We start from the raw sequence: 21,928 nt of genomic DNA, 5'->3' as shown, positions 1-21,928 counted from the left end.
CGGATTGCAATTTAAAGATGGCCGATGTTTGTTTCCCTACTCCTCTTGTTGCAAGCCGCGCCGCCAGTGCCGCCCGCGCCGCCATCTGCACCGCTCGCAAAACCGCTCGACAAAATGCAGATGCAAACAATCGGGTGTATCGCAACATTGGGCCTTGTTGCTTATGACCAAAAACGCGGGGACAGCGGCGTGCAGAGATTCCCCGACGTTACCGAACGGGGCCGGAAATATGCCGGTATTATGGGGGACAGGATCGTGTTTGAAAGCGGGCAGCCCAAAGAGGTCGTCGCCCTTGCTATCCGTCAATCGGTACGCGATCAGCAGCAAATGGCGATAAATGCCGCTAATGATGCGCAGCGCATGGCTCTATGGGATCGGTTAATGGGCTCGTGCTTGCCGCTACTCGATGCCGAGGTTCCGGTGCAACAAAAGGTAACCGAATGATGGATTTAAGACCCTTTCACTTGGCTGTCACGGTCGATGACCTTGACGCAGCGCGGGCATTTTATGGCGACTTAATGGGCTGTGAAGAAGGGCGATCGGACGCGCGCTGGATTGATTTTAATTTATTTGGCCATCAATTTGTGGTCCATTTGGACGAGCATAAAATGCGCGCAGAGGCGAGCAATATAGTCGATGGCCACGGTGTTCCTGTGCCGCATTTTGGCATCGTTCTGACAATGCAGGATTGGCAGATATTGGCCGAAAAGCTGCGCCAGAGCCAAATGGAATTTGTGATAGAACCAGCAATCCGCTTTGCCGGTCAAGTGGGCGAGCAGGCCACGATGTTCTTCCGCGACCCTGCTGGCAATGCACTGGAATTCAAAGCTTTCGCCGATGACGCGATGCTGTTTGCAAAGCAGTAATATTCGGCGTTTGACTGTTCAAACGGAGAAGCTCGATCCGCATCCGCATCCCGCTTGCGCATTGGGGTTGGTTACTTGAAAGCTTTTTCCGCCCAATGATTCGACAAAATCGACCGCACTTCCCCGCACCAGATCAAGGCTCATCGGGTCGACCACCAATGTGGCACCTTTACCCGTAACTTGGACATCGTCCGCATCGATGTCATCGGCCAAGCCAAAACGATATTGAAAACCGGAGCACCCTCCGCCCTCCACCGACAGGCGCAGCACGGCGTCCTTGCCAAGTTTTTGGGCAATTTCTGCTACACGGCGCGCAGCATTTTCGGTCAGGATGATTTTCGCAGCATCTGTCATAATTGATATGTAGGCATAAACAAAAGGGGCGACAAGGCTTTCGCCCTGTCTGCCCCCAGATTTACACCCTCTCCCAAAGGTGATGCGTTAAGCGTTCCAGCTTAGTCAGCTGGGCCACCAATAGCATCGCTATCAGTTTCATTTGTCGCAAGCAACTCTTTTGACTCCGAGTTGGAAGCTTTATCTGGAGCCAAGAAGGACATTGGGTTCACCGCGACGCCGGAAATCCGCACTTCATAATGCAGATGGCTGCCTGTGGAATTACCGGTTGAGCCCATATAACCAATGATATCGCCTTTTTTGACGCGTTGGCCGGCGACTACGTTTAATGCTGACATATGCCCATAACGGGTCTCAATTTCATTGCCATGTGACAATTCAATATATTTGCCATAGCCGCGCACCCATTGTGACCGGTTAACGATCGCATCGGCGGTTGCATAAATCGGCGTACCTACGGGACCTGGAATATCGATGCCTTTATGATTGCGGCTTGCACCCCGCATTGGTGCACGACGATTACCGAAACCGCTCGACAGGCGCATCGATTCGACCGGGTCGATCGAGGGAATAGAAATTTCAATTTTGGGGGCGGTTAGCCCGTTCACTTTACCCCAGCTATTGTGCAGCGAACGAAAATCAGGGTCGGCCACACCTAATGCGGTTTCATTCGCCTTCACATCTTCTGGGTTAATCCGGAAGCTGTCCGACGTCGCCGCTGCCGAAGATGCCATTGCTGGAGACGCTGCTGCCGAAGCAACAAAAGCCAACCCCAAAGCAAGAACGGATTTTTGAACGAGTGAATGGCATGATGCCAAAGCGCTGCGTTTCATAAGCGTGTGTAACCTTTTATTTTTGCGACCCACGCCTAAACGCAGCCCCGAATTATGCGGCGATTATTCGCCTACCCCTTATCGTTGAAGTCCTTGTAAATTTAATTGGAACGACATTGCAACCTACGCGTAGTAATCTGTCGTTAGACCGGCCCGGGAACGCGCTGAGTCGTTGAATGGCCCCTTTAGGCCACCCCGAAAGTGGCTTTGGACAAGGCTTTTCCATGTTTCATGGGTTAACAAATCCTTACCACGACAAGCCGATTCAAACCATTTCGTCCCATATGAAACATGGCGAATTTCGTCCATATATATGCGCTGCAATATCTTTGCAGAGCGCGAATCATTTGCCTTCGTAAAATTGTCTATCGTAGCAGGCGTAACATCAAGGCCGCGTGCTTCGAGCACCATCGGCACAATCGCAAGGCGGGCGAGGACATCATCCTTGGTCTTTTCCGCTGCTTCCCACAATCCGGCATGAGCGGGCAGGGCGCCGTAATAGCTTCCCAATTGTTCAAGCCGCCGAGCGAGCAGAGCAAAATGCATAGCTTCATCCGCACCGACCCGCATCCAGTCATCCGTAAACTCGCACGGGAACTGTTCCCCGAAACGTCCGATTAAGTCAAAGGCCAGATCAATCGCTGCAAATTCAATATGGGCAAGCGCGTGAAGCATATTGACCCGATTGCGCTGTGACCCGGCTCCTTTGCGCTTGGGCATGTGGCCAGGCGGCAAAAGAACAGGTTGGTCTGGCCGCGCGGGCGCATCCGGCATGGAGCAATCAAATCGCGATTCTAACCGTCCCAGCCGCCATTCGCGCGCCGCACGCCGCGCCGCCATAATCTTCGCGGCTGGATCGGCGGTCAGCAGGACATGGCGGCAGGCATTGGCGACGCTGGACATTATCTGTGCGGCTTAAAGCGCTTGCGCAGCGGACAGCACTTCGGCGGCATGACCCTTGACCTTCACCTTGCGCCAAATCTGCGCCACTTTACCATCTGTGCCGATCAGGAATGTCGCGCGTTCAATGCCCATATATTTTTTGCCATACATATTCTTTTCAACCCAAACGCCCATTTGCTCGGTCGCATCGCTTTGTTCGTCGGACAAAAGAGTGATTTTGAAATCATACTTGGCCGCAAATTTTGCCAGTTTTGCGGGGGTGTCTTTGGAAAGGCCGTAAATTGAGACACCAAGCTTGTCGAAATCCGCCTTCAACGCGGTAAAATCCTTGCCTTCATTGGTGCAGCCGGGGGTGTCAGCTTTGGGATAATAATATAGCACGAAGGGCGGTTTCAATTCGGACAGCTTCACATCTTGATCTGCGCTATCTTTCAATGTCACATTTGGAAGTGGATCGCCAATTTCGGTCATAACGTCATCCTTTGCCGGGTTGATCTGTGCCCAGCGAATCGCGCGGCGGCAGATATTTGTTCCACTCCTCCAACACGATGCTGCGTGCCTTTTCAACCGCCAGCATCAGTTTATCCCAATCATCATATTTCAAAATCTGCGCGATCAACCGCTGCGTTGCTTCGCCCGGTATTTCGCAATCTGGTGCGACGAGCCGCAGGATGATAAGGAACCGGGATAATAACGCATCGGCCGGATTGTAGTTTTCCGGCAAATCGCCGCTATTGGTCAGCATCGCGATGGCGTCGCCCAATTGCGGCACCGGTTTTGCCCGCCCGGACAATTGCAGCATATGGACAATAAATTCACTATCAACGAGCCCGCCAGGCATCAGCTTGAAATCCAGCGGTCCTTTTGGGGGTTTGTGCCGGTCCATTTCTGCGCGCATTGCTGCGACGTCGTTAATCAGCTTTTGAATATCGCGCGGTTGCGCCAGCACGCTGTCTATCACCTGCTGCGCTGCACCGCGAGCGTTTGCCGAACCAAATACCGGCCTAGCGCGGGTTAGCGCCATATGCTCCCAGGTCCACGCGTCATTTCGCTGATACCGTTCAAAACTGTCCATCGAAACGCATAGCAGACCCTGTTCGCCCGATGGCCGAAGCCGTGTGTCTATTTCATACAGCGCACCAGATGCGGTCGGAACGCTAAGCGCGGCGACCACGCGCTGCGCCAGCCGGTTGAAATATTGCGTGGCGCCCAGCGGCTTTGGTCCATCCGATTCGGTTTCATAACTACCGGTAAACAGCATCACGAGGTCAAGATCGGACGCATGGGTCAGACCTTCGCCGCCCAGCCGTCCCAGCGCCAGAATAACGAGCTCGCCGTTAGGCATAGAGCCATGGGCCTTTTTAAATTCGGCGATGGTGGCCTGCGTCAATATTTGCACTGCGGCTTCGGCAAGATGGGCGTAGCCGCGTGCCACGCGCAAGGGGTCATGCTGCCCTTCGATCAACTGCACGCCCAAGGCAAAGCGCCGTTCGCCAACAAATATCCGTACATTGTCGAGCAGCAGCTGATAATCATCAATGCTCGTAAGCGTCTGCATTTGGGTCACCAGCTCATCGGTTCCAGCGGGCAGATTGAGGGCGGTTGCATCGATCAGCCCGTCGAGCAGCTCAGCGCGCCGGGCAAGCACATCGGCGAGCGTTGGCGCATAGCTCAATATATGACCGAGCAGCGTCCGTAATTTGGGCCGCGCCTCCAACAGCAGGAAGAAATTGACCGCGCTGGGCAGCGCCTCAATCAAGCTGTCGAACCGCGCGAGGGCGCGTTCGGGATCGGGAGAGGCGATAAAGGCGGTCATCATTTCAGGCAGCACCGCTTCAAAAGCATCGCGTGCGGCATCACTCCTCACCGCCCTTAATTTGCCAGAGCGCCAGCGGGCAATCCGCTTTGCCACATTGTCCGCATCAGTAAAGCCGATGGATTGCAGCTGATCCAACAGCGGCAAATTATCGGCGGCCAGCGGCGGCGCGCCTTCGCCGTCATCTTTTGCCAGCCCATCATAAATTTCCTGAACCCGGGCGATATGCGGTGCAATTTGGGCGAGCAATTCCTCTGCACTGCTTAGGTCATGGAGCCGCGCTACGGCTTCGCACCCGGCCAAATCATTTGGCAAGCTATGCGTTTGCCGGTCGTTCATCATCTGCAGCCGGTGTTCCACTTGGCGCAGCGTGGCATAGCTTTCGGACAATGCCTGCGCTTCTTCCTCACCAATCCATCCAGCCTGTGCCAGCGCCGACAATGCGGTGCGGGTGTCGGCAATGCGGAGCGCGGGATCGCGTCCGCCGTGAATTAACTGATGCGCCTGCGCGAAAAATTCGCACTCCCGAATGCCGCCGCGCCCCCGTTTTAAATCATAACCCGGCCCGGCTTTTTGCCCGCGTGAATAATGGTCGCGGATTTGGGCGCTCATTTGCTGAATATTTTTCAGCTGCCCAAAATCCAGGGACCTGCGCCAGATGAAGCTATCGATACTGCGCAGGAAATAGCTGCCAAGCGTTTCGTCCCCTGCCGCAAAGCGGGCGCGGATAAACGCTGCTTGTTCCCATGCCAAAGCGCTCGATTCATAATATCCGATGGCCGCCTCCACGGGCAATGCCACCGGGCTGACCTCCGGCGAGGGGCGCAGCCGCATATCGACCCGGAATACATATCCATTTTCATCGACATGATCGAGAAGTTGGATGATACGTTTGCCAATGCGGACCGCGCTTTCTTGCGGGTCATCGCCGTCGCGGCAGGGGAGCGTTTTCGGGTCGAACAGAAATATCGGATCAATATCGCTGCTATAATTCAGTTCGCGCCCGCCATGTTTGCCAAGCGCGATGACGGCAAAACCCTGAACCGGTGCGCCGGGCACTCGCTCCTCAATCGCCGCAGCAATGGCCATATCCAGCGCGCTATCGGCAAAGTCCGACAAAATCGCGGTAACCTTGGTCAAATCCCATAGGCCCGACAAATCCCCGATGGCGGTGACCAGCGCCAAGCCTTGCCGCCGCCGCCGCAGCATCGCTGCAATATCGTCCCCATCCAAAGCCAGCGCATTGGCAAGCGCACCATCCAGATCGCCCGCGGCGATCATTTCCAGCAACGCCGGATGCCGTTTCATAAGGCCGCTTAAAAAAGGGCTGTTGTTTTCAGCCCGGCTCAGGGCATCTGCAATATGCGTGGTCATATCATCATGCCGGGCAATCTAACGCTTTTTCTTGTCGATCAAGACGGCTTGCTGCCATTTGCTAGGCGCTTTGTCTGTGCGGTGGATGCACCCCGGCCAGCAACATGGCCGTCGTTTGCCCTCTTGCAACTCTTCCACTGCCCGAATGATCCGGCGTTCGCGGGTCTTTGCCTGCTTTGCGTCTTCCACCCAGCAGATAAATTCATTGCGGCCAAGCGGTGTAAGATCCTGCCAGAGTGCAAGCACAGCCGCATCGGCCTCTATAGCGCCGCGCATGTCTGTCTGCGCCTGATGCACCGTACCGTGGAGAAAATCCTCGCTCATCCCGCTACATTAGCCATTTCGTCCTGATCAGCGCAAGTATCTGCTACGGAAATCACGCGCGAATGCGGCAAAGCCGCCCGCCGCAATCGCATCGCGCATCGCCGCCATCAGCGATTGGTAAAAATGCAGATTATGCTGCGTCATCAACATGGCCCCCAATATCTCCTTTGACCGGATTAAATGGTGCAAATAAGCGCGGCTCCATGTGGAGCAGACGGGGCAGTCGCAATCCGGGTCCAGCGGGCCGGTATCTTCGGCATGGCGGGCGTTGCGGATATTGACTGGACCCTGCCACGTAAAGGCCTGACCATTGCGGCCCGACCGGGTGGGCAATACGCAATCGAACATATCGATGCCGCGCTCCACAGCGCCAACGAGGTCATCGGGTTTGCCGACCCCCATGAGATATCTCGGCCGGTCGGCGGGCAGCATACCGGGTGCATAATCGAGCACGCCAAACATCGCCTCTTGCCCTTCGCCAACGGCCAGTCCGCCCACGGCATAGCCATCAAAACCAATGTCGATCAGCGCGTCGGCGCTCTCCCGGCGCAGCGCCTCGTCCAGCGACCCCTGTTGTATCCCGAACAGCGCCGCCCGCGATGCGTGTTCGGTTCCGCTGTCAAAACCTTCACGCGATCTTTTGGCCCACCGCATCGACAGCGCCATGGATTTTGCGGCTTCATCGCGCGACACGCCATTGGCGGGGCATTCGTCAAAGGCCATGACGATGTCGCTGCCGAGCAGCCTTTGGATTTCCATCGACCGTTCGGGGCTAAGCATATGGCGCGATCCGTCCAAATGGCTTTGGAAAGACACGCCCTCTTCGGTGATTTTGCGCAAGGCGGATAAGCTCATCACTTGATATCCGCCGCTATCGGTCAATATCGGGCGGTCCCATCCGGAAAAAGCGTGCAGGCCGCCGAGCTTTGCCACCCGTTCTGCACCGGGGCGCAGCATGAGGTGATAGGTGTTGCCCAAGATGATATCCGCGCCGGTGGCACTCACCTCGGCGGGGCGCATTGCCTTTACCGTTGCAGCTGTGCCGACGGGCATAAATGCGGGCGTGCGGATCTCGCCGCGCAGCATCTTGATCGTCCCGGTGCGGGCCTTTCCGTCGGTAGCCGCAATTTGAAAGTCGAATCTTTTGGTCATGCCGATCCCCATAGCGTCACAGTTTGCCATTGTAACCTTTATCGCTTTATGTACGAACACAGGCCTTAGATGGCCGAACCGCCATCATCCAATTTAAAGGGAAGGTATACGCTATGAACAAATTATCCGGAATGGCCGCCGCTTTGGCTGGAGCCGCAGCCTTGGCGGCTTGCGGCAGCGCAAGTGATGCTCCGGCAACCAAAGAAGCATCGGCGGGCGGTGCAACCACCGCTGCGGCAACGACCAGCGAGAAAGTAAAATGCTATGGCGTTTCGCTGGCCAAAGGAAATGATTGCGCAGCAGGTCCGGGTACAAGCTGTGCCGGAACATCGACCATCGATTATCAAGGCGACGCTTGGAAATATGTGGAAAGTGCGGATGCCTGCACCAATGCGCAATTGCCCGATGGCAAAAAAGGCTCGCTGGAACCGTTGACCCGAGACCTGGCCGCATAATAACAAGACTGGATGATATTGCCCGATGCGGTTATAGTCGCGCTATGGGGCATTTATCTGAAACCACATTGAAAAAATATGCAAGCGCGCTCATTTGTTTGGGCGCGCTTGCCTCTTGTGGGGACAGTGGGGACACCGGAACGGTGACCGTTACCTATACCGCCGAAGGTGATGGAAAGCGCGTGCCGACGCCGAAATTGGCGGCGCGGGAAAAATGCTATGGCATCGCGCTGGCGCAATATAATGACTGTGCGGCGGGCCCCGGAACAGAATGCGCGGGAACAGCGGAAACCGATTATATGCCGGACCGCTGGAAATATGTCCCTGCAGGTCAGTGCACAGGTTTAGGCGGCACATTGGCGCCGCCGGGGGCAATGTACCAAAGCGAGAAATAGCTTAGGTCCTGGTCCAAATTTGAGGGCTGCTAACCAAATCACAGAAAAAACCCCGGATCATTGCTGACCCGGGGATAGTTGGTTGTTCGCGGGAGGAACAAGTTGAGGCGGCGAGTTTAAGAAGGAGAGAAGAGAGCTCGCCGCCAAACTATGTGCCGGATTGCGGTTCTTATTCAAACTGCCGCAATCCGGCTTATTACTTAATAATTATAGGCACGCTCGCCATGTTCGCCGAGGTCGAGCCCTTCGCGCTCGACTTCTTCGGTGACGCGGAGGCCGGTAACGGCTTTCGCGATGTAGAAAGCGATGGCCGAGCCAATGGCTGCCCATGCGATGGCCACAGCAACCGCCATAATTTGGATGCCGAGCTGCGCGCCCATGTTATAGTCATCGCCAGCCTGACCGCCGAGCGCAGGGATATTGACGATAGCCACACCGATGGAGCCGATGATACCGCCAACGCCATGGATGCCAAATGCGTCCAAGCTGTCGTCAAAGCCAAACTTTGCTTTCAGTTTCATGACGAAGAAGCAGCAAACAATGGCAGCGATACCGCCCAACAGGATGGCACCCGCTGGACCTGCGTTACCTGCCGCTGGGGTAATTGCGACGAGACCCGCAATCGCACCCGAACAAGCTCCTAGCATCGACCCTTTATGTCCAAGCGCGCGCTCAGTCAGCATCCAGAAGAGCACGCCGCCTGCGGTCGCTGCAAAGGTGTTGATCATCGCAAGGGCGGCGGAACCATTGGCTTCAAGCGCGGAACCAGCGTTAAAGCCGAACCAGCCCACCCACAGCAGGCCGGTACCGATTAAGGTCATGGTCAGGCTATGCGGTGCCATGATCTCTTTTTGGTAGCCAATGCGTTTGCCAAGAATGATAGCGCCAACCAAAGCCGAGATGCCCGCGTTAATATGCACAACGGTGCCGCCAGCGAAATCAAGTGCGCCCCATCCAAAGATCAGGCCAGTGGATGCCTCATCGGCGCCAGCATACCAAACCATATGCGCAATAGGGAAATAGACGATGGTCAGCCAGATTGCCGCAAATACCATTAGCGCGCTGAACTTCATCCGTTCTACCAGACCGCCGACGACCAGCGATACGGTAATCGCGGCAAAGGTCATTTGGAATGCGATAAAGACATATTCAGGGATTTTGAAACCGTCGCTGAATGTCGCTGCCTGTGAATCAGGGCCAACGCCAGCAAGGAACCATTTGCCCGTAGAAATAAACTGATTGGCATCACCGCCAAACGCGAGGCCATAGCCATACATGACCCAGATAACCATCGCGAGCGACGCCACGGCGATAATTTGCGTCAATACGCTCAGCATATTTTTGGTGCGGACGAGGCCGCCATAGAAAAGCGCAAGGCCCGGCACGATCATGGCCATAACCAGGACCGTTGCGGTCATCATCCACGCGGTATCGCCCTTGTCCACGACGGGCGCTGCCGCTTCGGCTACTTCTTGGGCAAAAGCGGGCATTGCGGCCAGTGCCGCCAGCCCCGCTGCGCCAAGATATTTGATTGATTTCATCATAGATTTCTTCCCTAACATCATTATTGCGCCTCTTGTTTCAGAGCGCGGTTTCACCGGTGTCGCCAGTGCGGATACGCAGCGCGCCCGCTAGGTCGAATTCGAAAATCTTGCCGTCGCCGATGGAGCCCGTTCCGGCTGCATTGGTGATGGCTTCATTGACGGCAGCAACAGTGTCTGCAGAACAGGCAATCTCAATTTTGATTTTTGGCACCATATTGGTGGTATATTCAGCGCCGCGATAATTTTCGGTCTGGCCTTTTTGGCGGCCAAAGCCCTTGACTTCGCTGACGGTCATGCCCGCGACGCCAATGCCGGTCAGCGCTTCACGCACCTCGTCCAGCTTATGCGGTTTGATAATGGCGATGATATATTTCATGCGTTACCCCCTAGATTATTATTGTTGCGAAAATTCCTGCAGCAAGGGGCGTGCCAAAATCGAAATATATGGGTTTTCTGGGGTTTTTGTTGCAATGCAACAAATCGGCAATCGGTGAAATGCTTAAAATTTAGTCACCAGATATTATCTGCTTAAAAAATAGGCAATCATGATAGGGATAAATCCGCCCATATAGGCAAATGATCGGAGGCCTTTTGCGATAGCGGGCTGTTATGCGCCCCATGTGCCAGTACGTTGACTTCGTGGCTCACGATAATCCGGTCCAGCCGCGCAACCGGTTTGCTCGCGTGGAAACTTTTGGGCGTGTCAATTATCCGGTGATGGTGAAATGCAAATTCGGACAAGGCGCCCCGCCGGGACCATTGATTGAAATCGCCCATTATAACGGATGGCATGTGACGCGGCTCATTATCCAAATGCGCCAATATCTGCCGTATCTGCCGCCGCCTCCATAGGCCCGATAGGTCCAGATGCACGCCAATAATGCGGATGACGCCGTGCCCGGTTTCAACCTCGCTACATACCGCGCCGCGTGGTTCCAAAGTCGGCAAATCCAGCGGCCGCCCGTTTTTTATCTCCATTTCGTCGCGAACCAAAATGGCGTTGCCGTGCCAACCAATGCCATTGGGCCTTACGCCCCACGGCACGTGCTTCCACGGCGTTTCTGCGTCAATTTTGGCGAAAGGCAAACAGGTTTCACGTTGTCCAAAACGCCGATCGGCCTCTTGTAAGGCGATAATATCTGCGTCCAACTCTCGCAATACGTCCAATATACGCTCAGGGTCGCGTTTCCGGTCGGTGCCGACGCATTTGCGGATATTGTAGGTTGCAACCTTCAGCGGTCTGTTCATGCAAGATCAGCTTCAAGCAGCAATTTTGCCGCTTCGTCCCTGTCTTCGTCCAGTACCATCAACCGCGTTTGGATCATGATCGGCACACCTTCGGCTCCGTTCATGCCGCTATCAAACACCACCGCGCCGATACCGTGCGATTCCAGATAAGTGCGCGCGATTTCGGCATTCATCGCAAAGGGGTAACGGGATAGTTCGACCAGCGCCATTCATTCATCCCCGGTAATAAACCGGTCGGTTGGACGCACGGGCAGGCCATCTATACTGCGCGTACGGCCCTTCATTTTGGTGACCCATTGTTCCGGCTCCGACTGACGATGTGCTTTTTTCAATGTTTCCCGTTCCGCGCTTAACGTCATAAACGGCACGCCCCAGCCGCAACTGTCCTGAACGCTGTCAATATCAATCACGAAAATCTGCCGGGTACCGGGCAGCAGGGTGAAATGCGCCGCCAACTGCTCCCATTCGGCATCCTGCGGCAATACGGGCCGGCCTCGTCCATAGATCCGCAGGATCAACGCAGGCCGGTCAAAATTGCAAAACATAATCGTGATCCGGCCATCCGCCGCCAAATGCGCATGGGTTTCATTGCCGGACCCGCCCAAATCAAGATAGGCGACCTGCCCCGGGGACAGCACGCGAAAGGCATCATATCCCTTGGGTGATAGGTTAATTCGGCCATCTGCCGCCGCCGTTGCGACGAAAAATACCGGCTGCTTGCCGATCATTTCCTTATGTTTGTCGTTCAGGCATTCATAAAATTCGGACATTGGACGCTCCTTTGTCCCTTTGGGTTCAGGCGGTTCCGCCAACGGTCAGTGCGCTGACGAGGGTCGTCGGCTGCCCCACACCCGCAGGAACGCTTTGCCCTGCCTTTCCGCACACGCCGATACCTTCGTCCAAAGCCATATCGTTGCCGATCCCAGTGACTTTGTTGAGCGCCGTATACCCATCACCAATCAGCGTTGCGCCTTTTATCGGATCGCCCAGCTTGCCATTTTTCACGCGGTAAGCCTCGGTGCAGCTGAAAACAAATTTGCCCGATACAATATCAACCTGACCACCGCCAAAACTCTTGGCAAATATGCCGTCTTTGACGCGGCTGAGCAGTTCGGCGGGATCATCATTGCCGCTGCGCATGAACGTATTGGTCATTCGCGGCATCGGGGCATGAGCATAGCTTTCGCGCCGCCCATTGCCCGTTGCCTCGACGCCCATCAGGCGGGCATTCATTCGGTCCTGCATATATTTTTTCAAAATGCCATCCTCGATCAGGACATTTTCCTGTGTCGGAGTGCCTTCATCATCGATCGACAGCGATCCCCGCCGGTCCGCCATCGTACCATCGTCGACGACAGTGACGCCCGGAGCAGCGACGCGCTGTCCAATTTTGCCGCTGAATACGCTGGAGCCCTTGCGGTTGAAGTCGCCTTCGAGGCCATGCCCCACCGCTTCATGCAGCAGCACGCCGGGCCAGCCGGGGCCAAGCAGAACCGTCATTTCGCCCGCAGGTGCATCGACGCTGCGCAAATTGGTCAGCGCCTGTGCCAAGGCTTCATCAATCGCGTGTTGCTGCATATCGTCGTCGAACAGCCGGTCGTAGAGATAACGGCCGCCAAAACCATAAACGCCCGATTCGCGTCTGCCATTTTCTTCCACGACAATATTGACGTTCAGCCGAACCAGCGGACGGATGTCGGTGGCGACAAAACCGTCAGCACGAACAATTTCAATGACGCTCCAACTGCCCGACATGGACACGCTGACTTGCGCCACGCGCGGGTCACGGGCGCGGGCGGCAGCATCGATTTTCTCACACAGCGCCACTTTTTGCGCAAAGGGGATCATTTCGAGCGGATTGCCATCGGTATATAAATGCCGGTTATTCTGACGCGGTGGCGGGGATGCGGCGCCTTTTGCCGGGTCAAGCAGTTGCAAAGTTTCGCCAGCGCGCCGGATCGCCGCTTCGCTAATCTCATTGGCGTGGCTGAAACCGGTCATTTCACCCGATACACCGCGCAGCCCAAATCCGCCGCCAGTAGAATAATCGGCAAGCTTCAACCGCCCATCATCAAAGCCAAAGCTTTCTGACGCGCTATATTGAAGATATAATTCGCCATCATCGCAATTGGCCAGGGCCTCCTTTGTGATGCGCAAAGCGCCATCGGGATCAATCAAGCCGGGTTGATATAGAAAAGAGCGCGGATCGGTATATGTCATTGCCCCGATATAGGCAGATTACCAGCCATTGAACAGAGGCTGTTTATCACGTGTGATGATTTAGGCGGCGGTCATTTTGCGGTTTTTACATCCGCTGGCCCGCCGATAAGGACGAACCGCCGGTCACAATAGCCGCATTCCACATATCCTTTTTCATCAATTTCCAAAAATACTTTGGGATGGCCCAATGCGGCAGGAACATCGCCACTACCGTCGCAGGCAACGCGTTTATCGCGGACAAGGATTGTTTCAGGAATATTGCTCATGCGCGGCCATTAGCAAAGCGTCTTGATTGCCGCAATCCGGCAAATGGACAAAAATTAGATTGCGCAACTATTGATAATTGAGCGTGATATTCCAAGTACCTGAATATTTCCCAGGTGCTTGGTTTGCAGCGACATTCAGCCGCGCCCCTACGGTGAATGCGAAAATACCATTTGCCGATGCAATGCGGAAACGTGTCGGCGTGGTTGTCAAAACAACCGATGGCGTGCTGCCGATGGTAAAGGTGCTGACCGTCATCGGCGTGCCCGCTCCGTTGATTACGATGGTGTTGGACGCCAGCGAGATATCGACCCGTTGGTTAAATGTGCCTTGCCCTGTAAAACGGGCGGCTTGATGATCTGTGCCGACCAGGACGATGTTACTGTTATTCGTGGTCCGCGTGCCATTTGGTGCAACCGTCACCGTCCCGGCGGTTGATGCTGGGATGATTTTGCCAAAATTCAAATCTTCATAGTTGATGAATGATAGCGGACGAATGATGACTGCGCGGCCGTCTGCGCTTTCAACATCTGCATGCGCTGGCATAGATACAAGAGCTGCAAGAGATGCACCCAAAATGGTTACGCTATTTTTCAAGCGAGAGAAGTTTGCCCCGTTCATGACGTTGGGATTACGCGGTAAATGGTAAATATTAGCTGTAGAGGATGGTTAACCGATGTTAACTTCTATACTATTAAATCTCTGTTTATATTAAATAATATATCCATTTCGGACCGAAAATGCGCTGAGGTTGCGATGCAAAATATTGTAAAATACTATTACCTACCGGATAAGCCGGGCCATAAGGCTCGCACCTTGTTCCTAGATCTTCCATTTACGGCTTAGGGCTTGGCCCTAATTACCCCAGCGAAGTTCCGTCAAACTCATCGGCTTTCAGGCCGATACCAATCATCCCTTTCGGGATTTCATTTTCCGATGACACTACGGGATAAGCGACTTGATCAGCGCTATAATAGCCGCCGGGCCGGCAATTGCCCGACAAGCCGACACCGCCGCATGGCGCCTGACCAATGCTGCCATTTGTCGCGGCATTCCAATTGACGATCCCGGCCCGGCTATTTGCCCAAAATTGGTTATATTGTTCGGGTGATCCGCCAATCAATGCCGTGGTCAGGCCAAAACGAGTGTTGTTTGCCTCGTCAATCGCCATCTCAAAATCGGGTACGCGCACGCATTGGAGCAGCGGGCCGAATAGCTCTATATCGGGCCGTTCGATCATCGTGCTCACGTCGATGATCCCTGGCGTTAGAAACGGCCTGTCTTTGATCGGGCGCGCCATATGTTTAATCGGCCGGCCGCCGTGGCTCATTAAAGCAACAAAACTTTCGGTCAGGCCGTCGGCCGTATCATTGTCGATAACCGGTCCCATAAAGGGTGCGGGCTCACCGTGAGGATCGCCAATTACGAGCCGGTCGGCTAAGCGCTTAACTTCGCTCACCACCACATCGAATAATTCATCTTTAACGATCAACCGCCGTGCAGCCGTGCAGCGTTGCCCAGCGGATAGAAAGGCCGATTGAACGATCAGCACAGCGGCGCTGTGAATATCCTTTGTATCCCAAACAATAATGGGATTATTTCCGCCCATTTCGAGCGACAACAGCTTATCGGGCCGGTTCGCTGACTGACGGTGTAGCTGTATTCCGCTATTTGCCGAACCGGTGAATAAAGTGCCGTCTATTCCGGGATGTTCGGATAATTTGCGCCCCGCTTCTCCGTTGCCTTGGACGATGCGCACAACGCCAGGAGGAATGCCGGTTTTGTGAAACAGGTCTATCAGAAATTGGCTCGTGGCGGGGACTTTTTCGGATGGTTTGAAAACAACGGCATTGCCGGCCACTAACGCGGGGATGATATGGCCCGCCGGGATTAGCACGGGCATATTGAAAGGCGTAATCACGGCCAAAACACCATGCGGTTTGTGACGCAGCGCGGAGCGGACGCCAGGCTTGCCGTCGACTCGCCGCTGCGAGCTGCGGTCGGCATAGGCTTTTACCGAAATATCGACCCGTTCGATCACGCCTTCTATTTCTGCGCGCGCTTCCCATAATGGCTTGCCCGTTTCGCGTGCGATCAGGTCCGCTAGTTTTTCCGTCTCTCCGCGCATCCGGCTCGCAACTGCACGGATGACGGTCAGCCGCTCTGACAGTGACGATGCCGCCCATCGCGGCCAAGCTTCACGAGCGGCGGACACTTCACGGTCAATGTCGCCCGTTTTTCCACGCCACAGCTCCGCCCCCGTTGCGGGTTCGTAAGAGATTAGGTCAGTGACAATATTTTGGTCCAAGGGTCGACTTTATGCTATTATCTAAGGGGCTTCGACCAAGCCGTAGCGTTTAAAGTTAAATAATTGCTTACCATTTCCGGGATTTTTTGCGAGGTTTGCGGCATTATCCGCCGCGCAGAGCAACGCCCATTTGCCTAATTTCCTCAATCTTTTGGGTCAGCGGGCCCCAATCGTCCCGTTCGGATATTGCATCCCAGATCATCTCCACCTCGTCGATCAATAGAGAGCAGGTTTTTTCTGATTGCCAATAAGGGTGGCCGTGCGTTTCGCCCTTATATCCGCGCAGCTGCCCCATCAAATTGGCATAGGCGTCGCTATGCCCCAATTTTGCATCGCTGCGCCCACCGTGATGGGCGTGGAACATGTTATCCACCGCAATATTATCTTGGATCATAGCCCGCTCGGCCGCCTCGACCAACGCCCGGTCTTGCTCATCTCCCGCGGATTTGACGCCAAGTCGCCATAAAAACCGACTAATCAGTCTTGATTGGAATAGCTGGGGAAATCGCTCCAATGCCTCAATCAGTGGCGGCGCATCACAAATGAGCCGCAGCGCGACGGCGAGCTGGCCTAGATTCCAGTGCATCGTTTCGGCCTGCCGCCCAAAGGCGTATAATCCATAATCGTCAAAATACGCCGCCGTGAAACGCGGGTCCCAAAATTGCGTGAAACGCCATGGGCCATAGTCAAAGCTTTCACCGGTGATGTTGATATTATCGGTGTTGAGCACGCCGTGAACGAAGCCCGCGACCATGAAGGCTGCTGCTTGATCCGCAATCCGCTCCATGGCTAGGTTCAACAAAGCCGCAGGATCGGAGGCGTTTTTTCGATCATTGTATAAAAACGTCATGCAATAGTGGACCAGATTTGCCATCATCTCTTCGTCTTGTTCAAAGGCGATGCGTTGAAATGTCCCAATGCGGATATGGCTGTGGCTTAACCGGACGAGCACAGCCGAGCGGGTGGGCGATGGTTCGTCCCCGCGCATCAGCTGTTCACCAGTTTCGATCAGGGAAAATGTTTTCGAAGTCTCTACGCCGAGCGCCTCTAGCATTTCGGTCGCCAATATTTCGCGGACGCCTCCCTTTAACGTCAATCGTCCGTCGCCGCCCCGGCTGTAAGGTGTTGTGCCAGAACCTTTGGTGCCAAGGTCCATCAACCGGCCTGCGCCGTCGCGCAGCTGCGCGAACAAAAACCCCCGGCCATCGCCGATTTCGGGGTTATAATTGCGGAATTGATGGCCATGATAGCGCAGCGCCAGCGGTTGCGGCAAATTACCGGGCAGAGGATCAAAGCGTCCGAAATGCGCCAGCCACTGCTGATCGCTGAGTTCGGCCAGGCCAACGGTCGCCGCCCACCGGTCATTACGGAACCGCAATTTGGTGTGCGGAAAATCGGCAGGGCGGACAGGATCACCAATTTGTGAACCAAGGCTGGTGATTTTCGGATCGGCGTTGTAAGCGCCAGGGGAAGGTTTAATATTCATATGTCCTCAATGGTCATAGCAATAGGGAAAGGCAAGCATGGCGCGGGCACGCATTTTGCATTTGCACAGCAGTTTTGATCTGGGCGGAAAAGAAGCCCGGTCGGTAAAGTTGATGAATCACTTTGGCGATTTGGCCGAACATGTGGTTTTGAGCGCTGATGCAAATGCGCTGGGCGCACGCGACGCGATTGACAAAAATATCAAAGTTGAATTTCCCGGCGATGCTGCGCCGTCGCTGCAAGGTGTGCCGGGCATGGGGCGATACCGGCAAATCGCGAAATATATGAAACGGTTCAACCTTATCCTTAGCTATAATTGGGGCGCGATGGATGGCGTGATGGCGCATACATTGCTGGGTAAGACAATGGGGCTGAGTCCATTGATCCACCATGAGGATGGATTTGAGGCAGATGAAATCGAACGATTGAGCCGCAAACGTAATTGGTTCCGCACAATCGCGCTGCAACGCAGTCACGCATTGGTCGTCCCGTCAAAAATGCTCCAAGAAATTGCGGTAAAACGCTGGCATCAACCATTTGAAAAAGTCGCGCGTTTTCCCAATGGAGTGGATGTTAAGCGTTATTCGAAAATATGCCAAAAAGGATCGTTCCCCGGATTTAAGAAACGGGACGGAGAGGTGGTTGTCGGCACCGTCGCGGGGCTGCGAGAAGTGAAAAATATCCCGCGCCTGCTGCGCGCGGTCGCGGCGGCGGGTGATCATGTAAAGCTTGCGATTGCCGGCGACGGGCCACAGCGCAGCAATATCGAGGCATTGGCCCGGCAATTGGGCATGGAAAAACGGTTAATGATGCCGGGGTTCGTCCGTGACCCTGCCCGATATATCGGCTTGTTCGATATATTTGCTTTATCATCCGACAGCGAGCAATATCCGATATCACTGATTGAGGCGATGGCGGCAGGCTGCGCGGTTGCCGCAACCGATGTCGGAGACGTGCGTTCTATTGTTGATGAACAATCCCGTCCCTATATCGTGCCAAGAGATGATGATGCGTTGGCGGAGGCGATACGGACGCTGGCAAGCGATCCAGATTTGCGGGAAAGATTGGGCGAACGAAATCGCAACAAAGCCTATAATGAATATGACGAACAGCGTATGTTCGCGCGTTATCGGCAGCTATACGGCAGTGCCATGGGCCGTGCCGATTTTGCGCGACAAGATTAGGATGATAGTCTAGCGCGAACCGCAGCAGCGGGATGCGCAGAAATTTTGCGAACAGAATTAAGATAATAGGGGTCGAATATTGTGTTTAAGGGTCTGAAACCCATACTATATGCTGGACGTGAAGTTTGGCCGTTAATCGAAGGCGGCAAAGGCGTTGCAGCAACGAATCATGCCAGCAGCGGCGCTTGGGCAGCCGCAGGCGGCATTGGCACAATTTCTGCTGTGAATGCCGATAGCTATGACGAAAATGGCAATGTCATCCCGCAAGTGTTCCATGGACGAACCCGCGAAGAACGACACGAAGAGCTTGTCGAATATGGCATAAGAGGCGCCGTAGCACAGATTAAGCGTGCCTATGAAATCGCCGGCGGTAAAGGCGCGATAAACATCAATGTCCTGTGGGAAATGGGCGGCGCTCAGCGTATATTGCATGGCGTGTTGGAGCAAACCAAGGGCATGGTGCAGGGCGTAACCTGCGGTGCGGGTATGCCTTATAAGCTCTCTGAAATTGCAGCTCAGTATGAAGTTTTCTATCTTCCGATCATAAGCTCCGCCCGGGCATTTCGCGCGCTTTGGAAGCGGGCTTATCATAAAGTGCCCGAATGGATGGCCGCTGTGGTCTATGAAGACCCTTGGCTCGCCGGAGGGCATAATGGCCTGTCCAATGCCGAAGACCCGCGCTCTCCCGAAGATCCCTATCCCCGGGTAAAGGCGCTACGTGACGTGATGCGTGCCGAGGGTATATCGGATGACTTGCCGATTATTATGGCGGGCGGCGTTTGGCATTTGCGCGATTGGAATGACTGGATTGACAATGAAGAGTTGGGCCAGATTGCGTTTCAATATGGCACCCGGCCCCTGTTGACACAGGAAAGCCCCATTCCGCAAGGATGGAAAGATGCGCTGACGAAAATCCCTGAGGACGGCGTGCTGCTGCATAAATTTTCACCGACTGGTTTTTATTCGAGCGCGGTGATCAATCCATTTTTGCAAGAGCTGCAAGCGCGCAGCGACCGGCAGATCGCGTTCCGCAAAGAACAAGATGATTTGCATAGCGCGCAGCTGGATGTCGGCGTAAAGGGTAAGAATTTCTGGGTAACGCCGGGCGATTTGATGAAGGCCCGCGAATATTATGCCCGCGGCTTTACCGAAGCGTTGAAGACGCCCGATGACACGCTGGTTTTCGTCACCCCGCCGTCGCGCGATGTGATCCGCAAAGATCAGAAGGATTGCATGGGATGCCTATCGCATTGCGGTTTTTCGTCGTGGAAAGACCATGACAATAACAGCACGGGCCGTCTGGCCGATCCGCGCAGTTTCTGCATTCAAAAAGCGTTGCAAAATATTGCTCATGGTGAACCGATTGATGAAAATCTGATGTTTGCGGGACATAGCGCGTATATGTTTGGCAAAGATCCTTTTTATTCCAATGGTTTTGTTCCTACCGTTAAGCAGTTGGTCGACCGGATTCTTACGGGCGACTAACCCGCAGCTAGTGCGAGATTTTGAACTGCTCCACTATGGACAGGTTGCAGGTGATCGTTAACCACCGGCCGCTTAACTAGCCCTCCGCTAAAAGGAGGCATTGACCATGCGGCATGAAAGATTACCCCAACAGCGGCGTGGCAACCGCGTGGACCGGCGCGAGGCATCGCGCCACATCGTCGCGCTGCGCCTCGTACAATTGCAGACGGGCAAAATGGGGCGGCATGAAGCCCATATTTCGGAGATTGCCGTCTATGGCTGCCGCCTTTACACGCCTGCGTCGCTTCTCCCCGGCGACAGAATCATGTTCAGCCTCGATAATATTGTGATGACAGGGGCCACGATTATTTGGCGCGAAGGGCAGTGCTATGGCTGCCGGTTTGATTTACCGATAGATATAGATTTGCTCAAAAAAATGGCATTCGATCTGGCATAGATGCGTCGTTCAAGATCAAACGGAACATGCAGGCTGTTATAGCTCCATTTTTCATTGACGCTCGGCAAAGCCAGCTTCATGTTTAATCACACGATTAAAAAGGAGATGGAGCCATGGATTTCAACCTTACGGAGGAACAGCTGGCATTGCAGCGCAGCGCACGTGCCTTCGCTCAAAAAGAGTTGGCGCCGCTCGTATCCCAATGTGAGGAGAATAACTCGGCTTTACCTCATACTATGGTGCAACGTATGGCACAAATGGGGTTTTTGGGGATAAATATCCCGGCTGAACTTGGCGGCATGGGGCTGGGCAATCTGGAAGCGCTCATCGTTTTGGAAGAGCTGGCCAAAATATCGAGCGCGGTCGCATTTCCGGCTTTTGAAGCAAATGTAGGGCCCGTCCATGCCATCCGCCACTTTGCGCCCGATGCGCTTAAAAAACGGGTCGTTCCGGCTGTATGTGCAGGCGAGATGATCGTCGCTGTTTCGATGTCGGAACCCGATGCCGGAACCGCGCTGACCGATTTGAAAACGCGCGGCATAACTGATGGGGATCACGTAATCCTAAACGGCACAAAGCGGTGGTGCTCGGGCGGCGGGCATAGCGATGCCTATTTGATCTATACCCGGCTATCCGATGCGCCGGGTGCCAAAGGGATAGGCGCGGTGCTGGTAGAAAAAGATACGCCGGGATTAAGTTTCGGAGAGCCGGAACAGCTGATGGGTTTTCGCGGGGTTCCGTCTGCGGATATTTATCTCGACAATGTCCGCGTTCCGCTGGGTAATATTGTGGTCCCGGCGGGCGGCTTTGCCAAGTTGATGGAGGCATTTGATCTGGAACGATGCGGCAATGCGACCATGGCGCTGGCACAGGCATCAGGGGCGCTGGAAGACGTACTGGCATATGTTCAGCAGCGGCAGCAATTTGGCAAGCCGCTCGCCGATTTTCAGGCGGTTCAGATGAAATTCGCCGAAATGCAGATGGAGGTGGAGGCCGCACGCCTGTTAATCCACCGGGCAGCGGTTAATGCCGATAATGGCCTTCCATCCATCCTCGACAGCAGCACAGCGAAATGCTTTGCCAATCAAATCGCGCGCAGCGTCACGGGCAATGCGGTGCAGATGATGGGCGGCTATGGCTATTCCAGCCAATATCCGATGGAACGCCGGATGCGCGACGCATGGGGATGGGGCATAGCGGGCGGCGCAATCGACATTCAAAAAGTGAATATCGCCAGCGCAATGATCGGCCGCCGTTTTGACCAGCGGCGGTGAACCTGCCT

General features: G+C 54.7%; 25 protein-coding genes. 8 read left to right on the top strand and 17 right to left on the bottom strand.

The window, feature by feature from the left end:
- Positions 1-24 precede the first annotated feature (24 nt).
- Together ACFOWX_RS11200 and ACFOWX_RS11195 are read left to right on the top strand one after the other, a co-directional pair.
- The gene (locus ACFOWX_RS11200) at positions 25-444 is read left to right on the top strand and encodes a hypothetical protein (RefSeq protein WP_381424115.1); all 420 of its coding nucleotides are present in this window, start codon (positions 25-27) and stop codon (positions 442-444) included.
- Positions 444-866: a VOC family protein gene (locus tag ACFOWX_RS11195; RefSeq protein ID WP_381425031.1), complete on the top strand. Its 423-nt coding sequence runs from the start codon at positions 444-446 to the stop codon at positions 864-866. The genes ACFOWX_RS11200 and ACFOWX_RS11195 overlap by 1 nt, the downstream gene beginning before the upstream one ends.
- Positions 867-884: 18 nt before the next feature.
- Here ACFOWX_RS11195 and erpA read toward each other — a convergent pair whose 3' ends face one another.
- The 7 genes from erpA to tgt all read right to left on the bottom strand — a co-directional run bounded on the left by erpA (position 885) and on the right by tgt (position 7,622).
- Positions 885-1,220: an iron-sulfur cluster insertion protein ErpA gene (gene erpA / locus ACFOWX_RS11190; RefSeq protein ID WP_381424113.1), complete on the bottom strand. Its 336-nt coding sequence runs from the start codon at positions 1,218-1,220 to the stop codon at positions 885-887.
- A gap of 101 nt (positions 1,221-1,321) precedes the next feature.
- Entirely contained in the window at positions 1,322-1,954 is a 633-nt protein-coding gene (locus ACFOWX_RS11185; protein ID WP_381424111.1) for a M23 family metallopeptidase, read from the bottom strand.
- Positions 1,955-2,176: 222 nt separating this feature from the next.
- Positions 2,177-2,956, bottom strand: coding sequence for a ferritin-like domain-containing protein (locus ACFOWX_RS11180; protein ID WP_381424108.1), 780 nt, complete (start codon positions 2,954-2,956; stop codon positions 2,177-2,179).
- A 12-nt stretch (positions 2,957-2,968) separates the two neighbouring features.
- Entirely contained in the window at positions 2,969-3,427 is a 459-nt protein-coding gene (locus ACFOWX_RS11175) for a peroxiredoxin (RefSeq protein WP_381424106.1), read from the bottom strand.
- A gap of 4 nt (positions 3,428-3,431) precedes the next feature.
- Positions 3,432-6,146 (bottom strand): bifunctional [glutamine synthetase] adenylyltransferase/[glutamine synthetase]-adenylyl-L-tyrosine phosphorylase, encoded by a 2,715-nt coding sequence (locus tag ACFOWX_RS11170; RefSeq protein ID WP_381424104.1) that lies wholly within the window; start codon positions 6,144-6,146, stop codon positions 3,432-3,434.
- Positions 6,147-6,164: 18 nt separating this feature from the next.
- A complete protein-coding gene (locus ACFOWX_RS11165; RefSeq protein ID WP_381424102.1) occupies positions 6,165-6,470 on the bottom strand; it encodes a YdeI/OmpD-associated family protein in 306 nt (101 codons plus the stop codon).
- A 27-nt stretch (positions 6,471-6,497) separates the two neighbouring features.
- Positions 6,498-7,622 (bottom strand): tRNA guanosine(34) transglycosylase Tgt, encoded by a 1,125-nt coding sequence (gene tgt / locus ACFOWX_RS11160; RefSeq protein ID WP_381424100.1) that lies wholly within the window; start codon positions 7,620-7,622, stop codon positions 6,498-6,500.
- 113 nt (positions 7,623-7,735) lie between these two features.
- Here tgt and ACFOWX_RS11155 point away from each other — a divergent pair, with 113 nt between their 5' ends.
- Positions 7,736-8,077, top strand: a complete 342-nt coding sequence (locus ACFOWX_RS11155) for a BufA1 family periplasmic bufferin-type metallophore (RefSeq protein WP_381424099.1) — start codon at positions 7,736-7,738, stop codon at positions 8,075-8,077.
- Between the two features lie 44 nt (positions 8,078-8,121).
- Positions 8,122-8,472: a BufA1 family periplasmic bufferin-type metallophore gene (locus tag ACFOWX_RS11150; protein ID WP_381424097.1), complete on the top strand. Its 351-nt coding sequence runs from the start codon at positions 8,122-8,124 to the stop codon at positions 8,470-8,472.
- Between the two features lie 200 nt (positions 8,473-8,672).
- Here the strand turns inward: ACFOWX_RS11150 and ACFOWX_RS11145 are convergent, their stop codons facing one another.
- The 10 genes from ACFOWX_RS11145 to ACFOWX_RS11100 form a co-directional block, all read right to left on the bottom strand.
- Complete coding sequence (locus ACFOWX_RS11145) at positions 8,673-10,016, bottom strand: ammonium transporter (protein WP_381424095.1); 1,344 nt, start codon at positions 10,014-10,016, stop codon at positions 8,673-8,675.
- 37 nt (positions 10,017-10,053) lie between these two features.
- The gene (locus tag ACFOWX_RS11140) at positions 10,054-10,392 is read right to left on the bottom strand and encodes a P-II family nitrogen regulator (RefSeq protein WP_381424093.1); all 339 of its coding nucleotides are present in this window, start codon (positions 10,390-10,392) and stop codon (positions 10,054-10,056) included.
- 167 nt (positions 10,393-10,559) lie between these two features.
- Positions 10,560-11,264, bottom strand: coding sequence for an endonuclease/exonuclease/phosphatase family protein (locus ACFOWX_RS11135; RefSeq protein ID WP_381424091.1), 705 nt, complete (start codon positions 11,262-11,264; stop codon positions 10,560-10,562).
- Positions 11,261-11,473, bottom strand: coding sequence for a putative signal transducing protein (locus tag ACFOWX_RS11130; RefSeq protein ID WP_381424090.1), 213 nt, complete (start codon positions 11,471-11,473; stop codon positions 11,261-11,263). Before ACFOWX_RS11130 ends, ACFOWX_RS11135 begins: the two co-directional genes overlap by 4 nt.
- Positions 11,474-12,034 (bottom strand): pyridoxamine 5'-phosphate oxidase family protein, encoded by a 561-nt coding sequence (locus tag ACFOWX_RS11125; protein ID WP_381424088.1) that lies wholly within the window; start codon positions 12,032-12,034, stop codon positions 11,474-11,476.
- Between the two features lie 25 nt (positions 12,035-12,059).
- On the bottom strand, positions 12,060-13,484 hold the full coding sequence (gene tldD / locus ACFOWX_RS11120; RefSeq protein WP_381424086.1) for a metalloprotease TldD: 1,425 nt from the start codon (positions 13,482-13,484) through the stop codon (positions 12,060-12,062).
- 71 nt (positions 13,485-13,555) lie between these two features.
- Positions 13,556-13,750, bottom strand: a complete 195-nt coding sequence (locus tag ACFOWX_RS11115) for a zinc-finger domain-containing protein (RefSeq protein WP_381424084.1) — start codon at positions 13,748-13,750, stop codon at positions 13,556-13,558.
- Between the two features lie 67 nt (positions 13,751-13,817).
- Entirely contained in the window at positions 13,818-14,294 is a 477-nt protein-coding gene (locus ACFOWX_RS11110) for a DUF4402 domain-containing protein (RefSeq protein WP_381424082.1), read from the bottom strand.
- Between the two features lie 313 nt (positions 14,295-14,607).
- A complete protein-coding gene (locus tag ACFOWX_RS11105) occupies positions 14,608-16,044 on the bottom strand; it encodes a succinylglutamate-semialdehyde dehydrogenase (RefSeq protein ID WP_381425029.1) in 1,437 nt (478 codons plus the stop codon).
- 115 nt (positions 16,045-16,159) lie between these two features.
- Complete coding sequence (locus tag ACFOWX_RS11100) at positions 16,160-17,542, bottom strand: protein adenylyltransferase SelO family protein (RefSeq protein ID WP_381424080.1); 1,383 nt, start codon at positions 17,540-17,542, stop codon at positions 16,160-16,162.
- 37 nt (positions 17,543-17,579) lie between these two features.
- Between ACFOWX_RS11100 and ACFOWX_RS11095 the strand changes: the two genes are divergently transcribed.
- The 4 genes from ACFOWX_RS11095 (at position 17,580) to ACFOWX_RS11080 (ending at position 21,920) form a co-directional block, all read left to right on the top strand.
- A complete protein-coding gene (locus ACFOWX_RS11095) occupies positions 17,580-18,725 on the top strand; it encodes a glycosyltransferase (RefSeq protein WP_381424078.1) in 1,146 nt (381 codons plus the stop codon).
- A gap of 78 nt (positions 18,726-18,803) precedes the next feature.
- On the top strand, positions 18,804-20,210 hold the full coding sequence (locus tag ACFOWX_RS11090) for an NAD(P)H-dependent flavin oxidoreductase (RefSeq protein WP_381425027.1): 1,407 nt from the start codon (positions 18,804-18,806) through the stop codon (positions 20,208-20,210).
- 106 nt (positions 20,211-20,316) lie between these two features.
- Positions 20,317-20,646 (top strand): hypothetical protein, encoded by a 330-nt coding sequence (locus ACFOWX_RS11085; RefSeq protein ID WP_381424076.1) that lies wholly within the window; start codon positions 20,317-20,319, stop codon positions 20,644-20,646.
- Positions 20,647-20,759: 113 nt separating this feature from the next.
- Complete coding sequence (locus tag ACFOWX_RS11080; RefSeq protein WP_381424074.1) at positions 20,760-21,920, top strand: acyl-CoA dehydrogenase family protein; 1,161 nt, start codon at positions 20,760-20,762, stop codon at positions 21,918-21,920.
- The last annotated feature ends 8 nt before the right edge of the window (positions 21,921-21,928 follow it).

This window comes from Sphingorhabdus arenilitoris, from assembly GCF_042651485.1.
GTDB classification, from domain to species: domain Bacteria; phylum Pseudomonadota; class Alphaproteobacteria; order Sphingomonadales; family Sphingomonadaceae; genus Sphingorhabdus_B; species Sphingorhabdus_B arenilitoris.
The sequence above is the reverse complement of the archived record's forward strand: the minus strand, read 5'-3'. Positions and strand labels throughout refer to the sequence as shown.